General features: G+C 73.0%; 10 protein-coding genes. 7 read left to right on the top strand and 3 right to left on the bottom strand.

What is annotated here, in order from left to right; translation table 11 throughout:
• The first annotated feature begins 7 nt into the window (after positions 1-7).
• Entirely contained in the window at positions 8-1,645 is a 1,638-nt protein-coding gene (locus tag Ade02nite_RS24760) for a phospho-sugar mutase (protein WP_203768514.1), read from the top strand.
• Positions 1,646-1,656: 11 nt separating this feature from the next.
• Here the strand turns inward: Ade02nite_RS24760 and Ade02nite_RS24755 are convergent, their stop codons facing one another.
• The gene (locus Ade02nite_RS24755; protein ID WP_203768512.1) at positions 1,657-2,340 is read right to left on the bottom strand and encodes a GOLPH3/VPS74 family protein; all 684 of its coding nucleotides are present in this window, start codon (positions 2,338-2,340) and stop codon (positions 1,657-1,659) included.
• 84 nt (positions 2,341-2,424) lie between these two features.
• Here Ade02nite_RS24755 and Ade02nite_RS24750 point away from each other — a divergent pair, with 84 nt between their 5' ends.
• Positions 2,425-2,910, top strand: a complete 486-nt coding sequence (locus Ade02nite_RS24750) for an NUDIX hydrolase (RefSeq protein WP_203768510.1) — start codon at positions 2,425-2,427, stop codon at positions 2,908-2,910.
• Here Ade02nite_RS24750 and upp read toward each other — a convergent pair.
• Positions 2,907-3,539 (bottom strand): uracil phosphoribosyltransferase, encoded by a 633-nt coding sequence (upp, locus tag Ade02nite_RS24745; protein WP_203768508.1) that lies wholly within the window; start codon positions 3,537-3,539, stop codon positions 2,907-2,909. The genes Ade02nite_RS24750 and upp overlap by 4 nt on opposite strands.
• A 59-nt stretch (positions 3,540-3,598) precedes the next feature.
• Here upp and deoC point away from each other — a divergent pair, with 59 nt between their 5' ends.
• The 5 genes from deoC (at position 3,599) to Ade02nite_RS24720 (ending at position 10,391) form a co-directional block, all read left to right on the top strand.
• The gene (gene deoC, locus Ade02nite_RS24740) at positions 3,599-4,549 is read left to right on the top strand and encodes a deoxyribose-phosphate aldolase (protein WP_203768506.1); all 951 of its coding nucleotides are present in this window, start codon (positions 3,599-3,601) and stop codon (positions 4,547-4,549) included.
• A gap of 5 nt (positions 4,550-4,554) precedes the next feature.
• Complete coding sequence (locus tag Ade02nite_RS24735) at positions 4,555-5,973, top strand: aldehyde dehydrogenase family protein (RefSeq protein ID WP_203768504.1); 1,419 nt, start codon at positions 4,555-4,557, stop codon at positions 5,971-5,973.
• Positions 5,966-6,784 (top strand): aldehyde dehydrogenase family protein, encoded by an 819-nt coding sequence (locus Ade02nite_RS24730; protein WP_203768502.1) that lies wholly within the window; start codon positions 5,966-5,968, stop codon positions 6,782-6,784. Before Ade02nite_RS24735 ends, Ade02nite_RS24730 begins: the two co-directional genes overlap by 8 nt.
• Positions 6,785-6,902: 118 nt before the next feature.
• Positions 6,903-7,754 carry a SatS C-terminal domain-containing protein gene (locus tag Ade02nite_RS24725; protein WP_203768500.1) on the top strand — a complete coding sequence of 284 codons (852 nt, stop codon included), beginning with the start codon at positions 6,903-6,905 and terminating at the stop codon, positions 7,752-7,754.
• A 72-nt stretch (positions 7,755-7,826) separates the two neighbouring features.
• A complete protein-coding gene (locus Ade02nite_RS24720; RefSeq protein WP_203768498.1) occupies positions 7,827-10,391 on the top strand; it encodes a serine/threonine-protein kinase in 2,565 nt (854 codons plus the stop codon).
• 515 nt (positions 10,392-10,906) lie between these two features.
• Here the strand turns inward: Ade02nite_RS24720 and Ade02nite_RS50765 are convergent.
• On the bottom strand, positions 10,907-11,266 hold the full coding sequence (locus Ade02nite_RS50765) for a transposase (protein ID WP_203768496.1): 360 nt from the start codon (positions 11,264-11,266) through the stop codon (positions 10,907-10,909).
• Positions 11,267-11,610: the final 344 nt, after the last annotated feature.

The raw sequence follows: 11,610 nt of genomic DNA, 5'->3' as shown, positions 1-11,610 counted from the left end.
AGTTCGGATGGCACCTGACGACTTGCGCTCCCTGGCCGAACACTGGCTGGCGGACGATCCCGACCCGGCGACCCGCGCCGAGCTGACCCGGCTGCTCGACGGACTGCCCGGCACCGAGGCCGAGCTGCGCGACCGGTTCGCCGGCCCGCTCACCTTCGGCACCGCCGGGCTGCGCGGCCGGCTGCGCGCGGGGCCGAACGGGATGAACCTCGCGGTCGTCACGCGCGCCGCGGCCGGGCTGGTCGCCTGGCTGGCCGAGCAGGGCGGCGAGGGTCCGCTGGTGATCGGCTACGACGCGCGGCACGGCTCCCGTGAGTTCGCCGAGCGCACCGCGCGCGTCGCGACCGGCGCGGGGCGCGAGGCGCTGCTGCTGCCCGGCACCCTGCCGACGCCCGTGCTGGCCTACACGGTGCGGGCGCTGGACGCGGTCGCCGGCGTGATGGTCACCGCGAGCCACAACCCGCCCCAGGACAACGGCTACAAGGTCTATCTGGGGCGCGGCCTCGGCGGGCCGGCCGGCGACGGCGCCCAGATCGTCCCGCCGGCCGACGCCGGCATCGAGGCGGCCATCCGGGCCGTCGGCCCCCTCGCGGCGGTTCCGCTGGGCGAGCCGGGCACGCTCGTCGAGGACAAGATCATTGAGGGGTACGCGCGGAGCGCCGCGGGCGTGCTGAGCGAGGGCGGCCCGCGCGACCTCGCCATCGCGTACACCCCGATGCACGGCGTCGGCGGCAGCACGCTGGCGGCGGCCTTCGCGGCGGCCGGCTTCCCGCCGCTCGCCGTCGTGGCCGAGCAGGCCGAGCCGGACCCCGAGTTCCCGACGGTCGCCTTTCCCAACCCGGAGGAGCCGGGCGCGATGGACCTGCTGCTCGCGCTCGCCGAGGCCCGCGGCGCCGACCTGGCCATCGCGAACGACCCGGACGCCGACCGGTGCGCGGTGGCCGTCCCCCGGCCCGGGGGCGGCTGGCGGCCGCTGCGCGGCGACGAGCTGGGCGTGCTCCTCGGCGACCACCTGATCCGGCGAGGCGTCCCCGGCACGTACGCGACCACGATCGTCTCGTCGCAGCTGCTGGGCCGGCTCTGCGCGGCCCGGAACGTGCCGTACGCGGAGACGCTGACCGGCTTCAAGTGGATCGTGCGGGCCGCCGAGGAGCTGGCCTTCGGCTACGAGGAGGCGCTCGGCTACTGCGTCGCGCCGTCGCTGGTGCGCGACAAGGACGGCATCACGGCCGCCCTCACGGTGGCCGAGCTCGCCGCCGGGCTCAAGGCCGAGGGGCGCACGCTGGCCGACCGGCTCGACGAGCTGGCCGCCGAGTTCGGGGTGCACGCCACCGACCAGCTCTCGGTACGCGTCGACGACCTCGCCGAGATCGGGGCGGCGATGCGGCGCGCCCGCACCGCACCGCCGCGGACCCTGCTCGGCGCCCCGGTCGCCACCACCGACGACGACGTCAACAACGTGCTCACGTTCCGCACGGCGTCGGCGCGCGCCGTCATCCGGCCCTCGGGCACCGAGCCCAAGCTCAAGGCGTACCTCGAAGTGGTCGAGCCCGTCGCCGGGAGCGACGTGACCGCGGCCCGGGAAAGGGCCGCGGACGCGCTGGTGACCCTGCGGCGGGAGATCGCCGCGGCGCTCGGCGTCTGAGCCTCGGGCGGTCAGGCGGGCTTGGGAGCGCCCAGGGCCGCCGTGATCGCCCGGCCCAGCGTCGCGACCACCAGGGCGACGGACGGGCGGACGATCGAGTCCTCCAGGTTGGCGCTGCCCGAGAAGCCGGCGCCGGCGGCGATCTGCTCGAGGCGCTCGTGGGCCTGGGCGGCCTCCTCCGGCGGCAGGCGCAGCGCGGGCTCCATGCGGGTCGCCACCAGCAGGGTGGCCAGCGCGGCGGTCCGCTCGTCGGTCGGCCCGTCGGTGGTCAGCGCCTTGGCGAGCCGGCCGCGGATCTCGGCCTCGTACGCGGGGTCGGTCGTCGGGTAGCGGTGCACGTGGATGTAGCCCTGCTGGGTCTCGTCCACGTCCCGCACGACGCCCCGGGCGCACAGGTCCTCCAGCACCCGGGTGCGCAGGCGGTGACGCAGGCGCTGGAGCCACTGGGCGGGCGTGTGGGGCTCGTCCTCGGCCGCCTTGGCGAGCACGGCGTCGGCGATCGGGTCGCCGATCGGGGTGGGGTCGATGACTTTGAGGTAACCGTCGACGTACGCGACACGTCCCTTCAAGGCGAGATCGACCAGCACGGCCGCGGCCATGCCGAGGTCGAGCCCGATACGGGAGCCGGTCGCCTTGCCGGTCTGGTCGTCGTACGCGAGGAGAAGCAGTTCCTCGGCGAGCGCGATGGAGGTCATGGCTCGAAACGATAGTGTCCCCAGTCACGCAGACCGATCGTCAGGACGGTTATATCCCGGTTGCTTCCTTATAGAGTCGCGGCCGTGCAGGCAATCATCGCAACCCTCGGCTACGTGCTGTCACCGTCGCACGACGAAGTCCTGATGATCCGGCGGGACACCCGGCCGGACGATCTCCATTACGGCAAGTACAACGGCCTCGGCGGCAAGCTGTCACCGGACGAGGACGTGGTGACCGGGATGCGCCGCGAGATCACCGAGGAGGCCGGGATCTCGGCCGACCGCGTCGATCTCGCCGGCACGATCTCCTGGCCCGGCTTCGGGCGCAACGGCGAGAACTGGTTCGGCTTTCTCTTCCGCGTCCCCGAATGGAGCGGCACCCCGCTGGACGGCAACGACGAGGGCAGCCTGCACTGGATGCCGGTGAAGGACGTGCTGGCCGGCGAGGTCCCGATGTGGGAGTCCGACCGCCACTTCCTGCCGCTGGTCTTCGCCGACTCCCCCACCGTCTTCCACGGCGTCATGCCCTTCGCCGCGGGCAGGGCCGTGAGCTGGTCCTACAGCGCTTAGAACCTGCGCATGCCGCCGAACTGGCGGTCGCCGGCGTCGCCGAGGCCGGGGACGATGTACTTCTTCTCGTTGAGGCCCTGGTCGATCGAGGCGGTGACCAGGCGCAGCGGCAGGCCCGAGGCCTCGAGGGCGGCGATGCCCTCGGGGGCGGCCAGCACGCAGCAGATGATCACGTCGGTGCAGCCGCGGTCGACCAGCAGCTTGCAGCAGTGCAGCAGCGAGCCGCCGGTGGCGAGCATCGGGTCGAGCACCAGCACCGGCTGGCCGGAGAGGTCGCCGGGCAGCGACTCCATGTACGCCCGCGGCTCGTACGTCTTTTCGTCGCGGGCCAGGCCCACGAAGCCCATCGACGACTCGGGCAGCAGGGCGAGCGCCGAGTCGGCCATGCCGAGACCGGCGCGCAGCACCGGCACGATCAGCGGCGGGTTGGCCAGCCGGGTGCCCTCGGTCGGCGCCACCGGCGTGGTGATCGGGTATTTCTCGGTGGCGAAGGAGCGGGCCGCCTCGTAGACGACCATGGTGGTGAGCTCGTGCAGGGACGCCCGGAAGACCCCCGAGTCGGTGTCCGCGTTGCGCATCGCGGTGAGGCGGGTCTGGGCGAGCGGGTGATCTACAACGAGTACGTCCACGGGCACAACCTACCGGTCAATCAAGATCAACTGTCGGGGGCCCGCGTAGAATCGCTTTCATGACTGCGACAGCGACGTCAAGGCTGTCCGGCCTGCCCGATTCCACCTCCGATCTCCGGACTTTCCTGCACGGACTGCCCGGCGTCGACAAGGTGGGCGTCGAGGCCAGGGCGGCGGCGCTCGGCACCCGATCGGTGAAGACGACCGCCAAGGCCCAGGCCATCGATCTGGCCATCCGCATGGTCGACCTGACCACGCTCGAGGGCGCGGACACGCCCGGCAAGGTGCGGGCGCTCTCGGCCAAGGCCCTGCGGCCCGACCCCGCCGACCCCACCTGCCCCCGCGTGGCCGCCGTGTGCGTCTACCCCGCCATGGTTCCCCACGCCGCCGAGGTGCTCGCCGGCAGCGGCGTCCACCTGGCCAGCGTGGCCACGGCGTTCCCCTCCGGCCAGGCGCCGCTCGACGTCAAGCTCGCCGACACCCGCGACGCGGTCGCGGCCGGCGCCGACGAGATCGACATGGTGATCAGCCGGGGCGCGTTCCTCGCCGGCGACTACCGCACGGTCTTCGACGAGATCGTCGCGGTCAAGGAGGCGTGCGGCCCCGCCCACCTCAAGGTCATCCTCGAGACCGGCGAGCTCGCGACGTACGACAACGTGCGCCGCGCCTCCTGGCTCGCGATGCTGGCCGGTGCCGACTTCATCAAGACCTCGACGGGCAAGGTCCCGGTCGCGGCGACCCTGCCGGTCACGCTGATCATGCTCGAGGCGGTGCGCGACTTCCGGGAGCGCTACGGGCGCCAGGTCGGCGTCAAGCCCGCCGGCGGCATCCGCACGACCAAGGACGCCATCAAGTACCTCGTGATGATCAACGAGACGGTCGGCGACGACTGGCTGTCGCCCGACTGGTTCCGGTTCGGCGCGTCCTCGCTCCTCAACGACCTGCTGATGCAGCGCACCAAGCTCACCACCGGCCACTACGCCGGTCCGGACTACTTCACCCTGGACTGAGGCCGATGTTCGATTACGCCCCCGCCCCCGAGTCCCGCTCGATCGTCGACATCGCCCCGTCCTACGGGCTGTTCATCGACGGCGCCTTCACCGAGGCCAAGGACTCGTTCAAGACGATCAACCCGGCCACCGAGGAGACCCTGGCCGAGGTCGCCCTGGCCGGCCCCGAGGACGTCGACCGGGCCGTGGCCGCCGCCCGCCGCGCCTTCGAGAGCTGGTCCGCGCTGCCCGGCTCCGAGCGCGCCAAATACCTGTTCCGCATCGCGCGGATCATCCAGGAGCGCTCCCGCGAGCTGGCCGTGCTCGAGTCGCTCGACAACGGCAAGCCGATCAAGGAGGCGCGCGACGTCGACCTGCCGCTGGTCGCCGCGCACTTCTTCTACTACGCGGGCTGGGCCGACAAGCTGAGATACGCCGGCTTCGGCCCCGACCCGCGCCCGCTCGGCGTGGCCGGCCAGGTCATCCCGTGGAACTTCCCGCTGATGATGCTGGCGTGGAAGATCGCCCCGGCGCTCGCCACCGGCAACACCGTGGTGCTCAAGCCGGCCGAGACGACCCCGCTCTCCGCGCTCTTCTTCGCCGACGTCTGCCGCCAGGCCGACCTGCCCCCGGGCGTGGTCAACATCGTCACCGGCGCCGGCGACACCGGCCGCTACCTGGTCGAGCACCCCGACGTCAACAAGGTCGCCTTCACCGGCTCGACCGAGGTGGGCCGCCAGATCGCCCGCTCGGTCGCCGGCACGGGCAAGAGGCTCACCCTCGAGCTCGGCGGCAAGGCGGCCAACATCGTCTTCGACGACGCGCCCATCGACCAGGCCGTCGAGGGCATCGTCAACGGCATCTTCTTCAACCAGGGCCACGTGTGCTGCGCCGGCTCCCGGCTGCTGGTGCAGGAGTCGATCGCCGAGGAGCTGCTCGACTCGCTCAAGCGCCGCATGTCCACGCTGCGCGTCGGCGACCCGCTCGACAAGAACACCGACGTGGGCGCGATCAACTCCGCCGCCCAGCTCGCGCGCATTACTGAATTGTCGGAAATCGGCGCCGCCGAGGGCGCGGAGCGCTGGTCGCCGGAGTGCCCGCTGCCCGACCGGGGCTTCTGGTTCGCGCCGACGATCTTCACGGGCGTGACCCAGGCCCACCGGATCGCCCGCGAGGAGATCTTCGGGCCGGTGCTGTCGGTGCTGACCTTCCGGACCCCGGCCGAGGCGGTCGAAAAGGCCAACAACACGCCGTACGGCCTGTCCGCCGGCGTCTGGAGCGAGAAGGGCTCGCGCATCCTCGCGGTCGCCGACAAGCTGCGCGCCGGCGTCGTCTGGGCCAACACGTTCAACAAGTTCGACCCCACGTCGCCGTTCGGCGGTTACAAGGAATCGGGGTACGGCCGCGAGGGCGGCCGTCACGGCCTGGAGGCGTACCTTGCCTGAGTCATCCACGCGCCTCTCCGTGCGCAAGACCTACAAGCTGTACGTCGGCGGGAAGTTCCCGCGCAGCGAATCAGGACGGACTTATCTGGTGGACGGCGACAACGTCTCCCTCGCCTCCCGCAAGGACGCCCGGGACGCGGTGGTCGCGGCGCGGGCGGCGCAGCCCAAGTGGGCCGGCGCCACGGCGTACAACCGGGGTCAGGTCCTCTACCGCATCGCCGAGATGGCCGAGGCCCGCCGGGCCGAGTTCGTCTCCCTGGGCGTCGCGGCCGCCGAGGTGGACGCCGCGATCGACCGCTGGGTGTGGTACGCGGGATGGTCCGACAAGATCGCCCAGGTGGCCGGCGGCGCCAACCCGGTCGCCGGCCCGTTCTTCAACATCTCGGCACCCGAGCCCACCGGCGTGGTGGCCGTGGTGGCACCGGCGTCGCTGCTCGGCCTCGTCAGCGTCGTCGCGCCCGCGGTCGTCACCGGCAACACGGTCGTGGTCGTGGCCGGCAACCCGCAGGTGGCCGTCACCCTCGCGGAGGTGCTCGCCACGTCTGACGTACCCGCGGGGGTGGTCAACATCCTCACCGGACACGCCGCCGAGATCGCGCCGTGGCTCGCGTCGCACGACGACGTCAACGCCGTCGACTTGTCCGGTGTCGATGACGCCGACCTGGCGACCGAGCTCGAGCGCGCGGCCGCGGGCACGCTCAAGCGCGTGCTGCGGCCCACCGCCGCGCCGGACTGGACCGCCGACCCGGGAGTGGGCCCGATGACGGCTCTGCTCGAGACCAAGACGGTGTGGCACCCGAAAGGTTTCTGATCGTCCATAAACGGTCATTGGCGAAAGTGCGGGGGACGGTCAGCCCGCGCCCAGGCGCGCCCACTAGGGTGTGTCGTCAGACTCACCGTCCCACAGCCCGATCAACGCGGAGGTCACCGTGACCAGCCAGTCCGACGAGCCCGAGGCGCAGGCCTCCACCGAGGGCGCCGCGGGGCGCGCGCTCTGGGAAGAAGTCGGCATCGAGCCGGTGGAGATCGCGCTGCCGGCCGGCGTCGGTCTCACCCTCCGCGCCTACCGCAAGGCCTCCGAGATCACGCCGACCGAGGTCGAGGCCGAGGACGACCTCTTCGAGTCGCGCCACCGCCCCGCCGCGGACGACGACGAGGAGGTCATCGTCGACGAGGAGTTCCAGGCGCTGCTCGCCGAGGACGAGGCCGACGACAAGGACAAGAAGGACGCGTCCGACGCCGAGGAGCCCGACCCGGCCGACTTCGAGGACGAGGAGACCACCCAGGCGGAGGACGAAGAGGTCCCTCTCTTCCTCAGCCACAAGGGCCGGCTGCTCGCGTTCAAGACGCCCGAGTCGCTGGTCTCCTTCATTCGTTCGGGTGCTCCCCACGACCTCGCACAACTCGACTCCTGGGCCACCCTCGCCGACCGGGTACAGTCGACGGACATCGACCCGGCGGCGGACGACCGCTACGAGCTCGACCTCGTGGTGGAAAATCTGCGCGGTGGGCACGACTCGTGGGACCTTCCACTGCTCATCGCCGCCGGTGAGGTGGCCCGCGACCTGGGTTACGCGTTGCGGCTCAAGCCGGTGATCCTGGCACTGTCGCCGGGGTCGCCCCTGGACGACCTGGACGAGTCCCTCCGTTCCGCGGAAAGCGGGGGTATGGGTGGATTCTTTGGTCGCCGTCGATTGAAGAAAATCGGGGCACAACAGGCAAGTCTGGGCTGGCGCTCGGTAATCGGCAAGATCTCTGCTGCTGTGGACTGGCGCGACTGACCCCTAACCAGGGAGCATCAGTCCTTGGCCAACCGACAGCAGAGGGAAGTCCCGGGGAGGGAGGACGACGCCGTGGCGCTCGTGCGCGTGTACTGCGGTCTGGCGTCGGCTGATGAATCGGTACGCGGGGCCTCGTCCCCGCAGCTGACCATCGCCGTGGTTGACGACGCAGGACGACTGCTCGGCGTCCACGAGATCGGCGACGATCCCGGCGGCTACGCCGAGCTCGGCTCGCTTCTCGTGGAGCGGACGAGTGGATTCACCGACGCCGCGGTCGCCGCCGACAGCGACGATCACCTCGTCACGTCGTTGCTCACCGCCGCCGGCCGGCCGCTGGTCGTGGCCGACGACGACACCACCGACGACTTCGCCGAGCGCTTCGCCGACGACGACTCCGTCGAGGAGATGCAGGCCCCGCCCGCCGCGCGGCGGGCGGTCGGCCTGGCCCGCGCCCTCCAGGCCGGCGCGCTCACCGCGAGCGGCATGCCGGTCTCCCGCGAGCTGGTCAGCTACAAGCCGGTCCTCGCCGCGCACGTCGCCCTGCTTAACGGCCGGCACGCGGCCGCGAGCGCGCTGCGCGAGGTGCTCCGCGAGCTCTACCCCGCGGCGCTGCGCGCCTATCCCGACCCGGCCCACCCGCTGGCCCTCGCGGTGCTCGACGCGCTGCCCGAGCCCGGCCGCCTCACCGCACAGGGCGACACCGAGCGCGCCGCCGAGCAGGTCGCCTCCGAGCTCACCCGGGCCGGCGCAGGCACCGAAGACGAGATCATCGCCGCGGTCACCGCCCTGCACGTCGCGATCAGCGAGTCCCCGCGCCGGGGCGGCATCAACAAGTCGCTCGCCCCCGCCGCCGGCGAGACGGTCCGCCAGGCCGTGGCCGCGGTCCGCTCCTGCGACGCCGCCTGCGCCTCGCTGATCGGCACCATCGCGGCCCGCAGCACCCCGTCGACGGGCGCCGCCGGCGTCGGCCGACGCGCCGCCCGCCGCTCCCCCGAGCCCGCGCCGCTCCAGTCGGTGTCCGCCTTCGGCCGGCGCGGCCGCCCCGAGCCCGCCTCCACCGGCAGCGGCCCCGCCTCGCCCCAGCCCTTGACGTCGCCGCCGGTCGCGCCCGACCCGATCGGCCCGCCGCCGATCGCGCCGCGCCCCAGCGCGCCGGCCGCCGCGTTCCCCAACCGGGCGCCGAGCAGCCGTCCCGTTTCCGCTCCCAGCAGCCGCCCGGTCTCGGCTCCCAGCAGCCGCCCGGTCTCCGGCCCAGGCAACAAGCCGGTGTCGGTGCCGCCGCCCCCGCCGGGCATGACGCCGATCACCCCGGGGTCGCGCCCGGTGCCCGGCTCCCGCAACCCGGCCGCGTCGGCTTCGCCCTCCGGCCCTTCCGGCTCCGGCCCTTCCGACTCGTCGGGTTCCTTCCCGGCCGTGTCGCGCCCTTCGGGCTCGTTCCCCGCAGCGTCCGGCGCGCCGGGTTCGTTCCCCGCCGCCTCGGGTGCCTCGGGCCAGTTCCCCGGCACGGGTGCATCGGGTGCGTTCCCCGCCTCCCGGCCCTCCGGGTCGCTGCCCGCGGGCACGCCGACCTCGGGCTCGTTCCCCGTCGCCTCGCCGACGTCGGGTTCGCCCTTCCCGCCGGAGACCTCGGCCGCGCCTTCGTCGGGCGCCCCGGGCGGGGCGACACCGGCCGAGAGCGGCCAGCCGTTCCGCGCCACGCTGACCAACGCGGCCATCAACAACGCGCGCGCCGAGCGCCAGCGCACGGTCATCCCGCCGCGCCCGTCCACCCGGCCCGCCTCGTCCACCCCGGCGAGCACCAGCGCGACCGACTACTCGCTGCCGATGCCGGCGCAGCGCCCCGGCGGCCCCGAGGCCGAGCCCGGCTCGCGCGCCAACTGGCCGCTGCTCAACAACGGCGGCAGCGACGACGTCACCCCCGCCGCGTCGACGAGCTCGCCGCCCTCCGACGGCCGGGTCCGCCCGCCGTGGCAGGACATGCCCAAGGAGCCCCCGGCCCTGCGCCTGGTCGAGGGCAACAGCCTCGACGCGACCGTCACCGACCTGCCCGCCGCCACCGAGCCACCCGCGCTCCGCCTGGTCGAGGGCGACGCCCGCCGCAACGGCACCCGCCGCACCCCCACCGGCACCGCGGCCGGCCCGGCCCTCACCGCGCTCGACCGCAGCATCAGCCCCCCGGTCCCGGCCGACAGCAACGACGGCGACCTGCTGATCTTCGCCCAGGCCCGCTCGGCGTGGTTCACCGGCCACACCGAACAGTCCGACAAGCTCGACTGGACCAACCCGAACGACACAGGCTGGCGTGCAGCGGAAAAGGCAGCGACGCCGGAGGTGGCCGCCGAGACGTCGGCCGGCCTGCCCAAGCGGGTCCCCCAGGCCAACCTGGTGCCCGGCTCCCCGCTGCGCGACGAGCGCCCGCTGCGCATCGTCCGCGACGCCGCCAGCATCGCCGCGCACACCACCGGCTACTTCCGCGGCTGGCGCCGGGGCCAGGAGATCGGCGGCTTCGCCATGGGCGGCCGCCCGGGCCGCGAGTCGGCCGGCGGCTGGGACTTCACCCGAGACGGCCAGGGCGACGGCGAATACCGCAACAACAACAGCAACAGCAACAACAACGCGGGCTACGGCTCCCGCTGACAGAGGCAGAAGACGAGGCCGGCGCTCAGGCGCCGGCCTCGTGCCTTTCCCGCCCCGATGCAGAGAGAAGCAGCGGCGTCGACACCACCCAAGTCTCCGCACTGGGATGGGTCTACGGCGGCTCGATGAGCTACGCCGTCGTCAGCGACATAGGTGGTAGCCGTCCGCTGAGAAAGAGACGGCGCCCTGCCGGCAGTGGCAGCTCCGGGCGAGCGCGGCAGGTGGTAGCCGTCCGCTGAGAAAGAGACGGCGCCTCGCCGGCAGTGGCAGCTCCGGGTGAGCGCGGTCCGATCCCGTGGCGGCGCCGGTCGGCGCCGACGCAACAGTGGACGAGCAGCACAGCGCCGGAACGAGGTGGCGGCGCCGACCGGAGCTCCCTGGCGCCAGGCGGTCCAGTGCCCGGCCGGCCGACCGCGACATTGTCCAGCAACGGCACCACCTCCTTGGTGTCGCGGCTTGCCCGGGGGTGAGCCGCCTGACCAGGCTGCGGCCGCATCCCTTGGTGGTCAGTCTCCTCATGAGCGGCCCAACCCCTGGGCTGCCCGCGACTCGGCCGGCTCAGCCCTCGTTGCGAGCACCCGAGGCATGCTGATGCGCCCGCACCACGCTGGAGTCGACCTGCCCATGCCAGTCCGATCTCCGGCGGCGTCCACGTCGGTCCGCAACCGTTGCTCCGTCAGGGTCCACGTCCCGACCTGCTCCCATCGGGAGAACCGGTCGTAACAGGTCTTCGCCGGGCCGTATCGTTGCGAGATCTGAGCCCACTTCGCGCCGTTGTCGATCCGCCACGGGATCCCGTTGATCGCCTGACGGTGATCACGCTGAAACGCCATGGACGGCAGCAACGGCTCCAGCCGCTCCGCACTCCTGATCACTCATGTCACGGTCGGTCGTGATGGTCCGTCAGATGCGCTCCGGACCCGTCGACACCGCAAAACCGTCCGGCGGCGGCCAGGGCGCGAGACCACGCCGCCTGCGCCCCGAAGCGCCACCTGACCCGCGACGAGGCGGACGGCACGTGCCGCGGCCCCCGGCCCCGGCCCCCGGCCCCAGCCCCGGCCCTAAGCCCCGGACGCAGCCCCGGCCCCCGGCCCTCAGCCCCCAGCCCCAGCCCCCAGCCCTCAGCCCCAGCCCCAGCCCCGGCCCCCGGCCCTCAGCCCTCAGCCTCAGCCCTCAGCCCCAGCCCTCAGCCCCAGCCCCAGCCCCAGCCCTCAGCCCC

Origin of the sequence: Paractinoplanes deccanensis (assembly GCF_016862115.1) — a bacterium.
GTDB lineage: Bacteria > Actinomycetota > Actinomycetes > Mycobacteriales > Micromonosporaceae > Actinoplanes > Actinoplanes deccanensis.
This window is presented reverse-complemented; position numbering and strand designations above follow the sequence as displayed.

Excerpts from the sequence above, each read along its gene's own strand:
- Ade02nite_RS24760 (WP_203768514.1), top strand. The coding sequence starts at position 8 with ATGGCACCTGACGACTTGCGCTCCCTGGCCGAACACTGGCTGGCGGAC.
- Ade02nite_RS24755 (WP_203768512.1), bottom strand. The coding sequence starts at position 2,340 with ATGACCTCCATCGCGCTCGCCGAGGAACTGCTTCTCCTCGCGTACGAC.
- deoC (WP_203768506.1), top strand. The coding sequence starts at position 3,599 with ATGACTGCGACAGCGACGTCAAGGCTGTCCGGCCTGCCCGATTCCACC.
- Ade02nite_RS24735 (WP_203768504.1), top strand. The coding sequence starts at position 4,555 with ATGTTCGATTACGCCCCCGCCCCCGAGTCCCGCTCGATCGTCGACATC.